General features: G+C 37.7%; 26 protein-coding genes and 1 pseudogene. All 27 read left to right on the forward strand.

Features of this window, described 5'->3' with window-relative positions; genetic code table 11:
* Positions 1 to 84: 84 nt before the first annotated feature.
* The 27 genes and pseudogenes from FGK98_RS04485 to FGK98_RS04615 all read left to right on the forward strand — a co-directional run bounded on the left by FGK98_RS04485 (position 85) and on the right by FGK98_RS04615 (position 18004).
* Positions 85 to 486, forward strand: a complete 402-nt coding sequence (locus tag FGK98_RS04485; protein WP_138100246.1) for a YwqH-like family protein — start codon at positions 85 to 87, stop codon at positions 484 to 486.
* 1 nt (position 487) lies between these two features.
* A complete protein-coding gene (locus FGK98_RS04490; RefSeq protein WP_138100247.1) occupies positions 488 to 781 on the forward strand; it encodes a penicillin-binding protein in 294 nt (97 codons plus the stop codon).
* Positions 778 to 1434 carry a DUF4176 domain-containing protein gene (locus FGK98_RS04495; protein WP_138100248.1) on the forward strand — a complete coding sequence of 219 codons (657 nt, stop codon included), beginning with the start codon at positions 778 to 780 and terminating at the stop codon, positions 1432 to 1434. The genes FGK98_RS04490 and FGK98_RS04495 overlap by 4 nt, the downstream gene beginning before the upstream one ends.
* On the forward strand, positions 1418 to 2860 hold the full coding sequence (locus tag FGK98_RS04500) for a T7SS effector LXG polymorphic toxin (protein ID WP_138100249.1): 1443 nt from the start codon (positions 1418 to 1420) through the stop codon (positions 2858 to 2860). The genes FGK98_RS04495 and FGK98_RS04500 overlap by 17 nt, the downstream gene beginning before the upstream one ends.
* Positions 2860 to 3546, forward strand: a complete 687-nt coding sequence (locus tag FGK98_RS04505) for a hypothetical protein (protein ID WP_138100250.1) — start codon at positions 2860 to 2862, stop codon at positions 3544 to 3546. The genes FGK98_RS04500 and FGK98_RS04505 overlap by 1 nt, the downstream gene beginning before the upstream one ends.
* Before the next feature lies 1 nt (position 3547).
* Positions 3548 to 3841 carry a DUF4176 domain-containing protein gene (locus FGK98_RS04510; protein ID WP_084948591.1) on the forward strand — a complete coding sequence of 98 codons (294 nt, stop codon included), beginning with the start codon at positions 3548 to 3550 and terminating at the stop codon, positions 3839 to 3841.
* A 225-nt stretch (positions 3842 to 4066) separates the two neighbouring features.
* Entirely contained in the window at positions 4067 to 4495 is a 429-nt protein-coding gene (locus tag FGK98_RS04515; protein ID WP_138100251.1) for a DUF5082 domain-containing protein, read from the forward strand.
* 12 nt (positions 4496 to 4507) lie between these two features.
* Positions 4508 to 4801: a type VII secretion protein gene (locus FGK98_RS04520; protein ID WP_084972345.1), complete on the forward strand. Its 294-nt coding sequence runs from the start codon at positions 4508 to 4510 to the stop codon at positions 4799 to 4801.
* Positions 4801 to 5505, forward strand: a complete 705-nt coding sequence (locus FGK98_RS04525) for a DUF4176 domain-containing protein (protein WP_138100252.1) — start codon at positions 4801 to 4803, stop codon at positions 5503 to 5505. Before FGK98_RS04520 ends, FGK98_RS04525 begins: the two co-directional genes overlap by 1 nt.
* Positions 5505 to 7733: a T7SS effector LXG polymorphic toxin gene (locus tag FGK98_RS04530; RefSeq protein ID WP_138100253.1), complete on the forward strand. Its 2229-nt coding sequence runs from the start codon at positions 5505 to 5507 to the stop codon at positions 7731 to 7733. Before FGK98_RS04525 ends, FGK98_RS04530 begins: the two co-directional genes overlap by 1 nt.
* Entirely contained in the window at positions 7715 to 8143 is a 429-nt protein-coding gene (locus tag FGK98_RS04535) for a hypothetical protein (protein ID WP_004263618.1), read from the forward strand. Before FGK98_RS04530 ends, FGK98_RS04535 begins: the two co-directional genes overlap by 19 nt.
* Before the next feature lie 45 nt (positions 8144 to 8188).
* On the forward strand, positions 8189 to 8575 hold the full coding sequence (locus FGK98_RS04540) for a hypothetical protein (protein WP_138100254.1): 387 nt from the start codon (positions 8189 to 8191) through the stop codon (positions 8573 to 8575).
* Between the two features lie 161 nt (positions 8576 to 8736).
* Complete coding sequence (locus FGK98_RS09985) at positions 8737 to 8925, forward strand: hypothetical protein (RefSeq protein ID WP_197733262.1); 189 nt, start codon at positions 8737 to 8739, stop codon at positions 8923 to 8925.
* A gap of 29 nt (positions 8926 to 8954) precedes the next feature.
* Positions 8955 to 9257 carry an Imm59 family immunity protein gene (locus FGK98_RS04550; protein WP_277871364.1) on the forward strand — a complete coding sequence of 101 codons (303 nt, stop codon included), beginning with the start codon at positions 8955 to 8957 and terminating at the stop codon, positions 9255 to 9257.
* Positions 9258 to 9388: 131 nt separating this feature from the next.
* Complete coding sequence (locus FGK98_RS04555; protein ID WP_171011113.1) at positions 9389 to 9610, forward strand: hypothetical protein; 222 nt, start codon at positions 9389 to 9391, stop codon at positions 9608 to 9610.
* Between the two features lie 2 nt (positions 9611 to 9612).
* Positions 9613 to 9936, forward strand: coding sequence for an Imm59 family immunity protein (locus tag FGK98_RS04560; RefSeq protein ID WP_138100258.1), 324 nt, complete (start codon positions 9613 to 9615; stop codon positions 9934 to 9936).
* Positions 9937 to 10048: 112 nt separating this feature from the next.
* On the forward strand, positions 10049 to 11047 hold the full coding sequence (locus tag FGK98_RS04565; RefSeq protein ID WP_241993328.1) for an HNH endonuclease signature motif containing protein: 999 nt from the start codon (positions 10049 to 10051) through the stop codon (positions 11045 to 11047).
* Positions 11048 to 11156: 109 nt separating this feature from the next.
* Positions 11157 to 11651, forward strand: a complete 495-nt coding sequence (locus FGK98_RS04570; RefSeq protein WP_138100259.1) for an SMI1/KNR4 family protein — start codon at positions 11157 to 11159, stop codon at positions 11649 to 11651.
* Between the two features lie 76 nt (positions 11652 to 11727).
* Complete coding sequence (locus FGK98_RS04575; protein WP_138100260.1) at positions 11728 to 12228, forward strand: SMI1/KNR4 family protein; 501 nt, start codon at positions 11728 to 11730, stop codon at positions 12226 to 12228.
* A 74-nt stretch (positions 12229 to 12302) separates the two neighbouring features.
* A complete protein-coding gene (locus FGK98_RS04580) occupies positions 12303 to 12962 on the forward strand; it encodes a hypothetical protein (RefSeq protein ID WP_241993329.1) in 660 nt (219 codons plus the stop codon).
* 474 nt (positions 12963 to 13436) lie between these two features.
* On the forward strand, positions 13437 to 14585 hold the full coding sequence (locus tag FGK98_RS10060; RefSeq protein ID WP_138100261.1) for a T7SS effector LXG polymorphic toxin: 1149 nt from the start codon (positions 13437 to 13439) through the stop codon (positions 14583 to 14585).
* Between the two features lie 6 nt (positions 14586 to 14591).
* Positions 14592 to 15239, forward strand: a complete 648-nt coding sequence (locus FGK98_RS04590) for a hypothetical protein (protein WP_138100262.1) — start codon at positions 14592 to 14594, stop codon at positions 15237 to 15239.
* A complete protein-coding gene (locus FGK98_RS04595) occupies positions 15240 to 15548 on the forward strand; it encodes a DUF4176 domain-containing protein (protein ID WP_138100263.1) in 309 nt (102 codons plus the stop codon).
* Positions 15549 to 15827: 279 nt separating this feature from the next.
* Positions 15828 to 16409, forward strand: coding sequence for a hypothetical protein (locus FGK98_RS04600; protein ID WP_241993331.1), 582 nt, complete (start codon positions 15828 to 15830; stop codon positions 16407 to 16409).
* A pseudogene (locus tag FGK98_RS04605) lies at positions 16402 to 16596 on the forward strand (DUF4176 domain-containing protein); the annotation flags it as partial. The gene FGK98_RS04600 and the pseudogene FGK98_RS04605, both read left to right, overlap by 8 nt.
* Before the next feature lie 134 nt (positions 16597 to 16730).
* Positions 16731 to 17324, forward strand: coding sequence for a hypothetical protein (locus FGK98_RS10065; RefSeq protein ID WP_241993332.1), 594 nt, complete (start codon positions 16731 to 16733; stop codon positions 17322 to 17324).
* On the forward strand, positions 17324 to 18004 hold the full coding sequence (locus FGK98_RS04615) for a hypothetical protein (protein ID WP_138100265.1): 681 nt from the start codon (positions 17324 to 17326) through the stop codon (positions 18002 to 18004). The genes FGK98_RS10065 and FGK98_RS04615 overlap by 1 nt, the downstream gene beginning before the upstream one ends.

An 18004-nucleotide genomic window follows, 5' to 3' on the forward strand; every position in this document is an offset into this window, starting at 1 on the left:
TTATTTTTATGGTTCTTTCCCAATCCTTATGGTAAAACATCAGAATTTTTGATATAATTAGAGAAAAAGTGGAGGAGTTTATGTATGGGACGATACGATAGTGCTATTGCGAATTGTCATGCGCAAATTCGTTGGATCCGTTTGGATATACGTACTTATGAGGATAAGATAAGACGGTTGGAATCTGCGAATGATTGTATCCAGAGTCAGATGGATGTTGTTAGTAAAAACAAGACTTCTGCGAGTGATTTGAATAAGCACTCTACAACTGATTTTCAAGGGACTCGTCGGGAAGATTTTGATAAAACTTTAGCAGGAATTTCCGATGCGATTACAACTTGGTTGACAGATACAGAAATGAATCGTAAGAGTATTCGCTTTAAAATATCAGAATATAATGGGAATATTGAAGATTGCCAGACCAAAATTAATAGTCTGAATAGCCAGATTGAATACTATCATCGCTTGAATAGGGAGGAGGACTAGTATGTCAGGTCAAGTAGAAATATATGTCCAAACAGAAGAATGGGCTGGACAGGTCGGACATTATCATTCGGGTGTTGCCTCTGTTCGTCCACTATCTACTCTTCCTTTTTCCTATACAGATTTATCTCCTTTTAAGAACTTTAATCAAGCCATTCAGAATTTAAATACATCTGTCATAAAATATCGAACTTATGTGAATTCTCAATCCTCTAATATACTTAGGGTTTCTGAGAATAAGTTGTTGGATGATCGTTCAGGAGCAGATGGATTTCAAGATGGGATTCTACTAAAATGAAGACAGCAGAACAAATTTGGAAAGAGTATTGTGACGGTAATACGGCATTTCCCGCTACTGATTTTTCACATCAGATCGCTTTTGTTTTAAAAAATCGTCCAGAAGTACTGGACGCAATCGTAAAAGCTTTTTTGGATAAAAAGCCAAACTATATTTATCATCCGCGGATTGGCGCTGATATTGAAGTGACTTTTTTACCGAAAGAAGTGTATATTTGTCGGAACGAGACTGAGATTACGTTATCTAAAAGTGAGTTTGTCCATTTTTTAGATGGGGTTGATAAGGTTTATAGCGATATTCTTCCCTTGGGTACATTGGTTGAGATTGATAAGGAGCAGCTATCTCAAGAGCTAGTAGCGTCACTTTTAGGCGATGAGCCACTTTATGTCATGATTATGGGGCGAAAAGTCGTTTTCGACGGAGCTTATGTGGATTATTTAGCACAGTTCTGGCCTCTTGGGTTTCAAGCAGACCTTCCACCGATGGCGATTCATAAGACCATGATCAAACGAATCATCGCTTTAGGTTATGTGGAATCTGAAAAAGAAAGTTCCTATGTGGGTCAATTACGGGAAATATTAATGAAAACAGCTATTCCTTCCCACTTTTATCTACGATTACAGGAGGAGTTAGACGATGAAAATCAAGCGTAGTGAGTTGGAGAGTTTAAAAGATTTTCTGTATAAGCAGACCCAAGCTTTCGAGGCTGATCTGGTTGAGGCTAGATCAGCTGCACAGAGTCTCACCTCCAGTCAAGCGCTGCGTGGCGATGTCAAGACTGCGATTAACCATGAGTTGAACTATTACAACCTTCCCCTTCTTCAGGGCTATGTGGACTATTCTAATCTGCTTTACACTGAGTTTGACAATCTGATTTCTGACTTTGAATCAACGGTCGGCGAGAAAAGCGCAACAGCTGTCATCAACAGTGAGGCCTTAACTAGCTTGAAGCAGAATCTAGACTGCCTTCATACTTCTATTGTCAAGGATATGGATGGGACCAACAAGTATTATACGGATATTGCGGACTTGATTTCACTGAAAGCTCCCAGCAAGGATAAGCTAGCTCGAGCGATTGCGGCATCGAAGCAGTCGCTTTCCGAGACGGAGAAGCGACTGGCTGCCTTCAATGGGAAGCAGGTCACAAGTGAGCTAGAGGCGATTTTAAACAATCAAAATAAGGGTCTGACGATGATAAGTGGTACTGTCAAAATGACGAATCCTTATCGTAATCCTGAAGCCCTTTCTATCTATCGCAACCCTCATTTCAAGAAGGCGGCAAACCGCTATCACCAGAAAGTGGATAGTCTAGCAAGGGCTTACTTCCAGAAGAATCATCCAGGCGTTGCATTTGACAAGGACAAGGCAGGGATTGAGGACTTGCAGGCTCTTGCGAGGGAGGTGACCAAGAAGGCGGAGTATGGAGGGGGAGGAAAAAATCAAACTTATACGTTAGAGGAAGCCGTGAAAGATTTCGCTGAAGGCTTGACGCCAAGCGAATTTTCTAAAGAAACTATAGGATCTTTTTTGGATCATGTTAAAGGGAAAGTTATTGAGGAATCTAAAAATATAGGTCGTTCACTGGCGGCGACTTTGCAACCGCGTGATGCCGCAGGAAGATTTATAAAAGATAGTTCAAAAATGAGAAATTGGCTAACTAGCACGCTGAAAAAAATACCGAATTCTACCAGTAAAGTTCTTGGAAATGTTGCTAAATGGGGTGGAAGAGGACTTGTCGGTCTAGGAATGTGGTCAGAAGGCAGCGAACATTATCAAGAACACCATAATGTTGGTAGAGCAGTTAGTTATGGCTTAACGGCCGGAACAGCTGGCTGGGTAGCCGGTCTTGCTGTGGGTTCAGCTTTGGTTGGAGCTCCAGTTGTTGTTGGTATATTTGGAGCTGTAGCAGTGGGGGCAGCTGTTTCTGTAGGTGTAAAAGCTCTGTATAAAAATGTGAAACCATTTAGAGCTGTAGTTGATGGTGCAGGAGATCTTTTAAACGGAATAGGAAAAGGAATATCTAATATCGGAAAATCATTTAGCAATCCACTTAAAGCAATTAAAGGAGTTTTTGGATAATGGAGAAAAAAGCTAACTATGTAGCCCGTGTAGTGGGGCGGCTGGATAACCGTTATTATCTAATAGAAGTCCATAACCGTCTTTATGTAATAGATTATTTTAATCCAAAGGACATCCGAAATTATTTGTGGAGATTTAATGCGTATAATAATACGGAATACTTAATTTATGATGTGACGGAACAAGTTGAACAGTATGAAGTAAAGCCATTTAATACATGGTTAGAAAATTTTAGGAAAGTATTTGATATTGTGTCTATTGCTTTGGTATTTTGGCTCTTATTCCTTCCTCCAAAATTCGCAAATAATCCCATGATTTTTTCTTCATGGCGAATTATTCTTATTTTATTTTTTATCGGAGCTTTGCTAATTTTTCTAGTTTTAAATTTAGGAATGGATAAAACTCTTAAATTTAATTTTCAGGATGCATTATTATTACGAGCTACAATAAAAGGAAATAAGAAAGGATCTAATTCCTCATTTTTTAAGGTTATTCAACATTTAATAACTTTTATATTGCTTTTCTCAGGGTGTCTTTTCATTGGGATTTTCAATTCAAATTATCTCACTCTGCTATTATTTACCTTTATTGGAGGTTATTCAATTTTATTTATCTATGCTATATCAATACAATATAATTTAAATCGTTTTAAATTTCATATTATTAAAAATAAACAGGAGGCATAAAATGTTATTACCATTAGGGAGTATTGTTTACTTAGCAGACGGCAACCAGAAAGTTGTGATTATTGGTCGTGGAATGATTGTTAATCAGGAGGGGGCAGATGTTGTTTTTGACTATACAGGCTCTGTTTTTCCAGACGGTCTCAATCCAGAAGAGATTTATTATTTTAACGAAGAAGATATTGACGAAGTCATATTTGAAGGTTACCGTAACGATGAGGAAGAACGCTATGCAAAGCTTTATCTACAGTGGTTGGAGGAAAACAAGGAGAAAGTGGTAAAAGGAAGAACGAAATAATATCATTTTTATACTATTATTTTTACCAGAGTAGCTTTACAGAGTCCGTTGTCGGAGTGGATGAGTACAACTACTTCACCAGCCGAGAAGGCTATCGTATTAAGCTTATCAGTGAATAAAAGCGAGTCATTTGACTTGCTTTTATTTTCCATTCCTTATGGTAAAACATCAGAATTTTTGATATAATTCTATTAACTGTAAGATTTAGTTAAAAGAGGTATAAAGATGAGTGATTTTGAAGAAAAGCGGCTTGCTAGTAATGCTTATAATCGAGCGCAAGCGAGTCGCTATGAAAGTTTGGCGAATCAGTACCAGAAAGCATACGATAAGAAAAAAGCAGAGATTGAGAAGTTAGAATCTGCTAGAAAAGAACTTTCTAAGCAAATTCAATCCTATAGTGAGTTCCGCAATGCAGTTTCTCAATACTCTACAACTATTTCTACAGATACCTTTAAAGGGACAAGACGCGATACATTTGATAAGACTTTATCGAAAATTGCGACGACGATGAATACGCATCAAAATGAGCATGAAATGAATTTGGCGAAGTTGGATGCAGAGATCGCAAAGCGAAAATTGGAGCTAGGCGATTTAGGTGGTGCTATTGGAAGTGCTTGGAATGCGGTTGAAAGCTTCTTGGCAGCTATTTTTTAGGGAGTAGGATAGATGGATAAAATAGGAATCAGTTCAGCTTCTTGGCAAAGTGTTGTTACCTCAGCACGGACTAAGGTCGCATCTGTATCAGACATTCAAGTGACAAAGATTGGAAAAACTACCTTGAATCGGATGAAATCTTTTGAGACCCTTCAAGAACAAGCGAAAAAAATTCTGAGTGATTATAAGGATTTTGAAATGGAGCGTACTTCTCAAATGATTACGGTTGGTGAGAAGATTGTGGCTGATGATAAAGCCATGGCCGGTCAGTTTGATAAGAATACAGCCAATGTGAGGTTTAAGTAATGGTTCAATACGATAAGAATAAGATTTTTACAAGTATTATTACTAGCCGTACGAGAGAGACATTCGAAGTAGATGATACTTTGATTCAACTTGGTCAACAATTAGGAATGCGTCCGCAGATTTTGAAGGGACTCTATAAGGCTCTGAGAAAATTAGAGGATGTCTATGAGTATGTGCCAAGTTTCGGTGCAACTTTTACTTGTCATTTTGATTATGAGAATCAGGAAGCTCAGATCCATTATAATCAACTAGATCAACTATTTTCCATCACTGATTTACAGGATTTCATGGGGATTGTGGACAGTGTCTACAGTCCTATTTATCCTTTAGGTTCTGTTGTTGAGCTAGATTTGGAGCTCTTACCAGAGGAACTCCAGAAAAGCTTAGCGGAGGGGCCAGGACCACTCGTTACGATTTCAGGCCGCAAGATGCCTCTTCAAGAAGGATTTGATGACTATGTGGTAGACTATTTGGCTCGCATCTGGCCCTTGGGTGAGATGCCTGGAATGGATGCTTTTTTCGTAAGTAACATGATGATTGAGCGACTTCGTTTTGAAGGTTACAGTGACGACTGGGAAAGTCAGTTTACAGAGGATGTTTTACGTGCGACTCAGCTCTCCCAGCAACAAGTATCGACTGCCTTTATGCGCAGTGAGGATTTTGTTCGGTATTATGAGCCGTATTTAAACACGGAGGAAGGCTAATGGGATTTTATGTCGATATTGCGGAGCTTCAGAAAGCCCAAGAGGCCTATATGAAGATGGTCGCGACTGCTCAGAGTCAGTTGGATACCGCTAAAAATGGGATGAATGCCATCATCACCAGTAATTCCATGCATGGAGAAGTTGGGAAAGCGATTACGAATGAAATCAATAATGTTCATAACCCCGTGATTGTTGGCTTAAAGAATAGCTTAGAATTTCTAGGTTCTGAGTTTTCCAAGACGATCACGGATTTTCAGAATCTTGTTGGCGAAACCTCCGCAACCGCAGTTCTAGCAGAAGAAACTTTGGATGATGCGGTCAAGAAGCTAAATGAAGCCGATGAGAAACACAAGGTCATGGACACCAATTTCAAGAGTATCTATGATGGTATTTCGAGTCTCTATCACCTGAGTGCTCCCTTAAGCAGTACCTTCTATACCAATACCCAGACAGCCCGGAAGTATGTTCAAGATACGAAGAATAAGGTCAATGCCTTTGATAAGATGACGACAACCAGCAGTACTGAACAGCTTTTTAGTGCTTTAAGTAGCCAAATGGCAGCTGCTGGAAGAGTGAAGAGTCTGAGTTATAGTGATCCTGTTTTAACTAACTTTGTGGCCCATGACGACCTCGGTAAAGCGATTTATGAGATGGATCAGCAGTATGCGAAAGCCAAGGCCGAAGCGATTGAGGCTGCTAAACGCAAGGCAGAACAAGAAGCCGCTGAGCGAGAAGCCTCTTATCGCCGTCATCACCCCATCCAAGCTTGGCTGAAGGATCGCTCGAATGAGATTGGTTCCTGGTGGGGAGATGTCGTTGAGGGCACACGAAATCTACCGCTTCCTCAAGGGATAAAAGATACACTCCTGTTTGCGGAAGGTTTTATTGGTGCAGCTGGAAGTATGGTTTCAGAGACTGCTATCGGAGCCGTAGATTTGACTCAGATCATTGGTATTGCCAGTATTGATGGCGTCAATCGCTTAACAGGAGGTCAAACTCCAGAGTGGATGAAGCGGGACTTGAAAGGGACGGCAGATAACCTGTCTAGCCTTGCGGAGTTAGGAGTGGGAACTTACACTGCTCTGACGGATCCAGGTGCGGCTCAGCGTGGCCAGGATCCCAATGCCAGCTATGCGGATAAGGCGGCTTATCGTGCTCAAGAGACAGGAAAAGCCCTCTGGGATAAGGTCACCCATATGGATGCCTATGATGCAGGAGGCTTGACCTTTGAGATTGCGAGTCTTTTTGTCGGTCCAGCAGCTGTAGGTAAGATGGCTAAGGGCACGAAACTCGGAGCTAAGGCAGCTGAGATGATTAGCTTAGCCAAGAACAGTACCAAAGCAAGAATTCTCGCAAATGTTGAAAAATGGGGATCAAAGGTTGACAATATCCTAGCGAAGAGCAATAATGTCATTGGGAAATTTGGGGAGAAATTATTAGACACTCGAATCCCAGTTGGCATTCGTAAAGAGGCAGTTGCCTTTGCGGGAGGTATGGGCTCAATGCCTACCTTCAGCGTTGAGAGTAAGACACTACGTGATGTGATGCACTTCTCAAGCAAACATGCGGATGATGTGGTGGAGAGTGGAGCAAAGGCGAGAACTTTCATTGACGGTATGTCGGCAGGGGACGCTCAACGTTATAGCCAGTGGAACAAGTATGCGGAGGCCGGCCTTAGTCCAGAAGACCGCGTGAGAGTGTTGGAAATCTCGGAAAAGGCACCTAAGGTTGAGTATCAGCCAGATTACTCACCAGATAGAATACTGGGAACTCCAAAAAATGATCGTCCTAGTGTGGAAAATACTTATAGTCCAGACTATATTGAGGCTCATAGACAACAATTTGAGAATGGTGCTACTAGATTTCAAAAATTTAAGCCAGATCCTAATTATCAAGAAGGAATTATTGGAGGTAAAGATGGCACAAGTTTTTGGTTGAGTAAAGACCATGCGGATGTTATTCAAGATGTCGCCAAAGGTGATAATCGCCTCTATGAAACCTTACTGGGCTTTGACGAAGGGTACTTAGGTGACAATCCACTTTATCGCTTGGATGTAGCACCGGAAGTTGTCTCTGAAAAAGGGATCTCAATCCCAAGTGGTAGGGAAGACGGTGCGAATGGTTGGTGGCGACCAGGGGGAAGAACCTATCCAGGAGACATGCCGGAGGGTGTCATGGACGGTATCAGTATAAAGGAAGGAGATGTCACATGGAACGCAGTAAATTAACATGGGAAGAAGTTATCAAGTTTGAGGAAATAAAAGGCTACGGTCAACAGATTTGGAGGCATAATGGCCAGTATTATCTTGTCGCAGATGAAGGAGGTATTGCGGAACAACGAGTGGTGTATGAGTTGCCTCTAGAGCTGTTTCAGTTGCTTGATAGTGGGACAAAAACTATGGTTGATATTCATTATAAGCTACAAAATGATGAATGGCCTTCAACCGAAGAAGAAAGAAAGGCTAGTGAAAAAAAATGGATTGAGGAGGGACTTACCCCTCTTATAGCTAATCCTAAAAGTAGAGAATACTTTACTCAAGAAGAACTCGAAAAATTAATCCCTCTAGCAGAACAAAAATGGATTGATTGGAAGGGTAAACTCCCAGATAACTACGTGTCACCGCTAGATAAAGATTAACCATTTCGCTTTTGATAACCTCTAGATCATTAGGAGGATACTAAGATGGGGATTACCAATATTACATGGGAAGAAGTTATCAAGTTTGAGGAAGTCGCAGGGTATGGTCAGCATATCTGGAAACACGGCGAACAATATTATCTTGTCGTGGATGAAGGAGGTATTGCGGAACAACGAGTGGTGTATGAATTGCCACTAGAGTTGTTTCAGTTGATTGAGAGTGGAGAAAAGAATTTAGTAGAGTTACATTTTAGGCTAAAAAATGATGCTTGGCCACCTAATATGTCACAAGAGGAAGCAAATAAGCTTTTTTGGCGAAAACACATTGAGGTTTTAAAAAATAATGCCGCAGCACAAAGGCATTTTACTCGTCAAGAGCTAGAAGAATTATTACCAGAAGGGTCAAAAATTCTAGCAAGTAGTGAGAGTTAATATGGATTTGATATGGTAAACAGTGTATTAACGTTGAAGATGGAAAAATTATAGCTTTTAATAAACGCGGATTACCTTATCCAGAGGGATATCAAGACTATCATCAATATGAAGTAGTTAAAGATATAAATCTTAAAAATCTTGAAGAAGGTTTTCTTTCTATGTCTGATGTGGATCAAGAAAAACTTTCTATTATAATGCAAAAACGAGGGATATCGTTTTCAGATTTAGCTACTCCTGCAAAAGGTGAAATTGCAAAAGTTTTTGGAGCTGGTGGTGGAACGCAGATTAAACTTGGAATATCTGTTAGCTGGTACGAAAAAATGGGACTATTAAAGAAGATAAAATAAATGGATAAATTGATGCATGAAAAAAAATAATTCAACAGAAAATTGAAGAGTTGAATTATACTACGCTAAGAGTCTCCGTATTTAATGGCAGGAATAAAGGGAGAGAAGATTGGCAAACGCGAATAGAATATGATGAGGGGGAAAAAGTATACTTAGTTTATTCTTTAGGAGATAGGGCAAGTATTATAGGAAAGATTAGAACATTTGGAAATTTTGAAGAAGCAGAGCAATGCTTATTTGAGATATTGGATTTAACTGTAAAATATAACAGGTTGCAAGTGATGACTAACGAGGAACCAGAATATCCTTCTCCTTTGTGGGACAAACCATAATGATAAAATTAGAAAAGCAACGCAGTGAAATTTGATTTGAATTTTATCGAGCTCTCCCATCAACAAGTCTCGACTACCTTTATGCGCAGTGAGGATGTCAAGATTATCATAAATATGAGGTGATACATGATTTGGAAAGAAGTAATATAGAAGTGGCTTTCAATAATGCTTCACCTGAGTTACGGAAATATTTAACTAAGAGTCTTTCTAAATATGGTAATCCTATAGATGTTCTTTCAAATATTCGAAAGGGAGAGATAGCTATGGTTTTCGGAGCAGGTGGAGGAACACAGATACAATTAGGCTCGAATCTTGAATATTACAAAGCCTTGAACTTGTTAAAGGAGCTTTAATAATGCGAGCAGAACTAGAAAAACAATATGTGTTAGAGATTGAATTGAGAATCAAATTGAATAATTTTCAGACTCTACATTACGTGCTCTTTGATGAATCAAAGAGATTACCTTGGGCAACACACCTATTTTATAAGAATGGTGTATTCCAAGTAAATAGTAGAGACGAACGTTCTTATGTCGTGGGGAAAACTTGGACATTTAATAATTTTGATGATGCAGTTAAGAAGTTTATAGAAATACTTAAAGATACAGTAGAAGCAGAGAATTTGGCTAATTTATTAGGATTTTCTCATCCCTATTCATCTCCATTATGGGATAAGTAATTGTTCAATCTATTACTTACACTGCTCTGACGGATCCAGGTGCAGCTATGCGGATAAGGCAGCTTATCGTGCTCAAGAGACCGGAAAAGCCCTCTGGGATAAGGTCACTCATATGGATGCCTATGATGCAGGAGGCTTGACCTTTGAAGTTGCGAGTCTTTTTGTCGGTCCAGCAGCTGTGGGTAAGATGGCTAAGGGGACCAAGCTAGGAGCTAAGGCATCTGAGATGATTCAGTTAGCCAAGAACAGTACCAAGGTAAGAATTCTCGCAAATGTCGAAAAATGGGGATCAAAGGTTGACAATATCCTAGCGAAGAGCAATAATGTCATTGGGAAATTTGGGGAGAAATTATTAGATACCCGAATCCCAGTCAGTATCCGTCAAGAAGCATTTGCCTTTGCGGGTGGTATGGGAACCAAGCCTACCTTCAGCGTTGAGAGTAAGACTCTGCGTGATGTGATGCACTTCTCAAGCAAACATGCGGATGATGTGGTGAGAGTGGCAGAGAAGCCCTTTGATAAAGAGCGATTACTTCAGAATCTTAAAGAGAGCCTACTGGCGAGAGAATCATCAAACTTTAAAGAGTATGTGGCTAAAGAAAAGGACTTCTTTGAAGGCATTGCTAAAAATAAGAGATTTGAAGCATTTGGAAAAGGAGAATTATCCTTTGATGATGTCTTATCAGACTATGCTAAAGAGTATGCTGAATTAGTAAATAATAATGAAAAATGGACCTGGTCTAAAAATTTTGTTAATAGCAATAAAATTACTAAGGGACAAAAGCAATTAATTAAAAATCTTGCTATACAGGAAGGTTATATACCTAAAGTAAAAGTAACACCGGCTGAAGGAATGAGGTATGGATTTGCAGATTTTGAGGGAGCAAATCTAGTGCAAGAAACTGTTCAGCTCCCCAAAGAACTTTGGTTAAAGACTGATAGAGAACAATTTAAGTGGTTAAATGAAAAGATCGCTGGATTTAGAGAAGGGCTGACTTGGCATCACACAGAAGTACCAGGAAAAATGGAGCTAGTTCCTTATGGCATACATAATATAACATTGCATAATGGTGGCAGATCAGCGGGTCTTTGGGCATATGCACCAAGATGATTCTGATATTGATTTTTTATGAGGTGTATGTAATTCTTGTATAGCGCTGCTAAAATATATTGAATGTGGTATTCATTCTAAAGATAAAAAGAAAGGAAAAAATTAGAAAGTGGAAGATATTAGAACGGTAATCCTCCCTTTGCCTAGTATTGAATTAGTTAAGGAAAAGGAGGAAGAATGGTGCATTGAGTTACCGAGCTCCTTTAAGGAATTCATAACCAGATATAATGGGATAATTCCTAAAAAGAATCTTTTTAAAATCAGTGATGATAAAGAGTATGTTATAGAAAGATTCCTTTGTATTTTAGATGATTTTGAAGAGAATTCCCTAGGAATGTACGATATTGATGTTATATGGAGTCCAATACTAGAAATTTTAAGTGTGGATCCAGATTCTGTTGGTGTAGAACTATTACCAGTAGCAACACTGTTCGGTGGTGATTTTATTTGTTTAGATTATAGAGAAGGGCCCCAGAACCCTAAGGTATGTTATTGGAAGCGCGAGGATTCATACGAATGGCATCCTAGTGTAGAGTTTGTTTCAGAAACATTTGAAGACTTTTTAGGAATGCTATATTCTGAAGATGATATTGCAAATAGCTAGTATTTGATTACGGAATCATGCTTTAGGTCATTGGGCCGACGCTATAAGATAAATAGGAAGGATTTAATGTTTAATAATGGAATATAAAAATACGATAATAACACCATTACCTGACGAACAGTTACTGAATGAAGAAGAAAAGATATGGAGGGTTTCACTCCCAGCATCTGCTAAGGAATTTTTTAAACAATATAGTGGGTTGATTCCTAAGAAGAATATCTTTAGCGGAAAGTTACCTCAAGATCAGGAACGTATAATAGAACGTTTTTTGTGTATTTTACATGATACTCAAAATCATACTTTGGGTATGTATGATATAGATGTAATTCTAACGCAATTAGATGAACGCTTACTGTATTCTGAAGATATTTTAGGAGTAGAATTACTACCTGTAGCGGCTTTATTTGGCGGAGACTTTGTTTGCTTAGATTATAGTCAGAGAAGGGAGAATCCTAGTGTGTGCATATGGCATCATGAATCTTCTTATGAACTTAATCCATCCACAACTTTTATCACGGATACATTTGAAGACTTTTTAGGAATGCTATATTCTGAAGATGATATTGCAAATAGCTAGTATTTGGTTACGGAATCATGCTTTTGAGTATATGTTAAGAGTAATGCACAAAATATAATGCAGGAGTCCTATTTATGGGGGATAAATTCCTTGAGTTATTTATTAAAAAAACTTTTTATAATGAGCTATTTAGTAAGTTGAAATCTTATATCTACCTTCATAGAGATGAAATAAAAGTTAGATTCTACACTTTATCTTCGATATCCTATAAAGCGCTAGATGATTTTAGCGTCAAGAGTGTTTTAACACGAAATATGGTTGGTGATATGATAGAATCTTATTTGCTTGTAGTAGCGATATTAGAAATAAAAGGACACTCTAAATATGGATATGAAGTAGATAATGCTGAAATATGGCTAGATGTAACGGTTTCTTACCAATTGAATAATGGACTTCATCATTTCTCCGTAGGGAATATCACAGAGTATGATGCTACTAATAAAGAGATGAAACAAACTCCAGATTTTACTCTGGAGTTTGTTCCCTATATCTATGCTAGGGATATGGAACAAGTTGCGGAAGGAATAGTGAGAAGATACTATCCAGAGGCGTTACAGACTCCGATGGCTCTACCTATTGATGAGTATCTTTCAAATATCGGTCTGACAAAAGTTGAAAGGAAATTGACTCCTGATAGTTTCGTTTTTGGAGAGATGATTTTTAAAGATACAACTGTCACGTTGTATGATGAAGATACTCCTAAAGAATTGGCTGAAAGGAACTATTCTGGTTGATCCAGAAGTAATCCGTTTACGAAGTCAAGGGAGCTATCATAATACGATTGTTCATGAATCAGTTCACTGGCTTCTTCACCGACTACATAATGAGTACCGTATGCTGCAGGATAAAAGTCATAGGAGAAGCAGTAGTCGAGTGGAGATAAACCATAGAAGCTCAGAAAAATGGACAGCTTATGATTTTATGGAGTAGCAGGCCAATAATATAGCCCCACGAATTCTCATGCCCCGGCGTACAATGAAACAAATGGTTCAAGAATTCTTTGTCAAATATTCGCTAGAGTTTGAACAAGAGAAAAAGCTCTAATGTTTGAGCAGATTATTGATGATTTATCAGAATTCTTCCAAGTATCCCGACTTGCTGTAAAAAGTTGAAGCCTTAAATAGAGGTCAAACTTTTACTATTTCTTTCAAGAATGCTTGTGTGCTCAATGCAATCAACCCTAGATTTAAAGAATTTTTGACAATCTGATTTCTGACTTTGAATCAACAGTCGGTGAGAAAAGCGCAACAGCTGTCATCAACAGTGAGGCCTTAACTAGCTTGAAGCAGAGTGTGGATCGTCTCCATTCCTCCATTGTCCGGGATATGGATGCGACGAATAAATATTATACGGAAATTTCTGACTTGATCTCACTGAAAGCTCCCAGCAAGGATAAGCTAGCTCGAGCGATTGCGGCGTCGAAACAGTCGCTTTCAGAGACGGAGAAGCGCCTGGTTGCCTTCAATGGCAAGCAGGCCACAAGTGAGTTAGATGCGATTTTAAACAATCAAAATAAGGGCTTAACGAAGGTGAGTGGGACGGTTACCATGGCCAGCCCTTATCGTAATTCTGAAGCGCTTGATATCTATCGTAATCCTCATTTCAAGAAGGCGGCAAACCGCTATCACCAGAAAGTGGATAGTCTAGCAAGGGCTTACTTCCAGAAGAATCATCCAGGCGTTGCATTTGACAAGGACAAGGCAGGGATTGAGGAATTGCAGGCTCTTGCGAGGGAGGTGACCAAGAAAACAGTTACTACCGGAGATAAGAGTGATGAACGATATTTGGAATATCTAGAAACATTTAAAAATTCAATAAGTTTTATTAGTTATGGTATTACAGGACATTTAGCTAGTAGGGAAGCTATTGCAAGTTATCATAAGATTAAGAATGGTACATGGTATGGCAAAAGAGTAAAAAGTACAACTTCTGGATATAAAACATGGAAACAAGTCAATGGAGATGTGAGTCGCTATAAAGCTGTTCAGAATGCAAAACGATTAGATGAATTAGCTAATGGTACAGGTACTGTTGTACGAGGAACAGGTATAAAAGGTGTAGCTAAAAGCGTAGGTATTCTAGGAGGAAGTCTGGCTGTACTGGATGGTGGTTTAACTTATCTTGAAAGAAAAGATGAGTATGGTGAAACAAGTGCTACTATAGATGGTGTCGCACATACGACAACATCTATAGGGTCTATTTATGTAGGAGCTGCAGTGGGAAATTTTATTCCAGTTCCCGTAGTTGGGGCATTAGCAGGAGCGGCAACTGGATATCTGGTTGGTGGAATTGCAAATACTCTTTATGATGGATTTGCTCATGGGAAATGGAATTGGGATAATTTTAAACTTTGGTAATTTAAAATGTTTAGAAAAATTATTTATATTGGGGAATTTAATAATCAAGCCATATACTTTGATACAGAAGAGCAGGTACCGTTAGCGGCATCTAAAAGCTCACTGTTGAATACACAAAACTCCAAATATAGTTGGAAATATATTGTTTGTATTATTTTGATTCTTATCTTGATTCGTATAATGTACAGAATTTTTCCGATTTTGGATCCTTTTCATGAAAAGTATAGTGTAGCAACTATAGTTTATTTGATAATAGTTTGGGTGGGAGCTGGAGTTGGTTTCCCAATCATAATGGAGAAAATTTTATATAAAAACATAAAGTCCGTTACTCCGACTACAAAGCAGGCTTTTAGAGGAGCCTTGTATGGGAATATCATTTGGAATAATTTTAGCAACAAGAAAATAACTAAAAGCAAGAAATTATGGGCTTGGATAGTGACTCTTTGCATTGTATTTTTTTCTATAGCGAGTTTAATTGTTGGGGCTTTTGTATTTAACATGATTGGCAAAACTATAGGTAGTGAAATTATTGCAATAAGTCTCTTGGGGTTGTTACCGGGAATGAGTGTTTTTCTACTTTGGCAAAATAATATCATTCGTTGGATGCGTATTGTTGAAAACTATCAAAAAAGAAAGATAAAATGGAGTAATTAAATGAATCAAAAAATATTACCGCTTGGGAGTGTTGTGTGTCTGAAAAATGGTGATGGGACACAGTTGTTAATTATTGCAAGAGGCAGTATTGTAAAACAAGGATGGAGAAAAGAAGTATATTTTGACTACGGAGCGGTGTTGATACCACAAGGTATGTCCAATCCGGAAAATGTTTATTTCTTTAACCATGAAAATATTAAAGAAATTATTTTTAAGGGTTTTGTAAATGAAGATGAGATTGAATTTGCAAATCATTATGATAAATTGATAGAACAGTCGAATTTGATTAAGGGAAGTGTGGAAGAATGAATTAGCTTATAAATCTAGATGATGCACCGCTTTATGTGAAGATGCCTTTAAGGCTCTCCTGTTTTTTGAATTACTCAAATTCCTAAACGAAAATTAGTGCTTCAAACCTTATTAGATAGACATTTAAAAAGTAAATTTTAAGAAAATCAATATCTTTTTATACTAGCGTAAAATTATTATAGTGTAGAGGGAGTTTTACAGTATGAATTTATTGCGACATAGGAAAGACGGTCAATGATGCTGGAAAAAATATCGGCGATGCTTTTACAGGAATGATGAGTGGTTTGGGAAGTGTATTTGGGTGATATGATGAAAGATAATTACGAAATTATTCCTGTAGGAATCTATCAAAAGCAATCTGTTTTTTATGATAAAAGCAGTCAAAAATTACTACTCAGGATAGATAAAAAAGAAAGCAGCTATAGTCAATCTTTCTTAGTGGTGATTATACTGTTTATGTTGCCAATAGTTAGATGGTTAAATCAATATCTATTTATAAATATTTTATTATTTAATATCTTAATACTGATATTTGGGACAATTGCAGTTTTTTCTGTTTCGCGAATCTACGTTAAAGAGCTGTACAGAGGGATAGAATTATCTGATTTATACCTGTCGAGAGAATCATATGGTATATTTCTTCATCAAGAAAAAAGAAATTCTAAGATTGCGATTATAACTATCATATCTTTATTTCTAATAGTTACAATTTCTGCTATTCTATATTTACTGACATCAATCTTTTTATTCTTATTTGTTTCCGTCGGTTTACTTTTTCCTTTTTGTTTATTCTTAAATACAAAAATGAAAGAACGATATATTATTTTAAATCAATTGATAAAGGAGTTAGAGAATGAGTAATTACTTGACTATTGGAAGTGTTGTTCAACTACAGAACGGTGATACTAAAGTGATGATTATAAATCGGTTTCCACTTTACAATAATCGAGGAACAATTGGATATTTTGACTATTCAGCTTGTCTTTATCCTTCTGGAAATACGGATAATCAAGTTTATTTCTTCAATCATGAAAATATTGACAAGATTTAGTTTGAGGGATATATTGATGAAGCAGAGGAACAGTTGCAGGAGAAATTTATAGTAGAGAAAAAGAATATCTCATATCCAAGATTGACACTTGAGCTTTAGTAGTATCGATCAAGAGTAGCCTTACGGAGGCCATGGTTGGAAGCGAATTTTCTAAAGAAACTATAGGATCTTTTTTGGATTATGTTAAAGGGAAAGTTATTGAGGAATCTAAAAATATAGGTCGTTCACTGGCGGCGACTTTGCAACCGCGGGATGCCGCAGGAAGATTTATAAAAGATAGTTCAAAAATGAGAAATTGGCTAACTAGCACGCTGAAAAAAATACCGAATTCTACCAGTAAAGTTCTTGGAAATGTTGCTAAATGGGGTGGAAGAGGACTTGTCGGTCTAGGAATGTGGTCAGAAGGCAGCGAACATTATCAAGAACACCATAATGTTGGTAGAGCAGTTAGTTATGGCTTAACGGCCGGAACAGCTGGCTGGGTAGCCGGTCTTGCTGTGGGTTCAGCTTTGGTTGGAGCTCCAGTTGTTGTTGGTATATTTGGAGCTGTAGCAGTGGGGGCAGCTGTTTCTGTAGGTGTAAAAGCTCTGTATAAAAATGTGAAACCATTTAGAGCTGTAGTTGATGGTGCAGGAGATCTTTTAAACGGAATAGGAAAAGGAATATCTAATATCGGAAAATCATTTAGCAATCCACTTAAAGCAATTAAAGGAGTTTTTGGATAATGGAGAAAAAAGCTAACTATGTAGCCCGTGTAGTGGGGCGGCTGGATAACCGTTATTATCTAATAGAAGTCCATAACCGTCTTTATGTAATAGATTATTTTAATCCTAGAGACGTTCGGAATTATTTGTGGGGATTTTTTCCAAAACATTTTTCAAGTTATAATATTTATGATGTTACAGATATATCAGATAGATATAAAATTAAGTCTAATCCAAAATGGTTATCTGTTTTTAAAAGTATCAATGCTAGTAGTTTTATCAGTTTAGTGGTAGCATTGTGGTTATTGTTCTTTCCACCTACTTTTGCTCATAATGATAAAATCCCTCAGTTTTGGCTTCTGATTTTAGTTGTATTTGTTGTAGGTCTGCTACTGATTATTACTTTTTTAAATTTAGGCTTGGATAAAAACATTGACCTTGGACAATTAGACCATAAAATAATAAGCCCTACTACAGTAATTAAATCTGAGAAAACATATTTACCTGAAAAATTAGCAAAATTTATTTTCTTTGTTTTAGGATTATCCGCTTGCTTTATAGTCGGAATACTCACATCAAATTATTTTACATTATTCTTCTTCACTTTTGTTGGGGGATATGCTTTGATATTGTACCCTTATTTTATAGAAATAACTCTAAACAAATATAAGTTTCAAATTAAAAATAAACAGGAGGCATAA

The organism is Streptococcus australis (assembly GCF_901543175.1).
In the GTDB taxonomy this organism is placed as follows: Bacteria; Bacillota; Bacilli; order Lactobacillales; family Streptococcaceae; genus Streptococcus; species Streptococcus australis_A.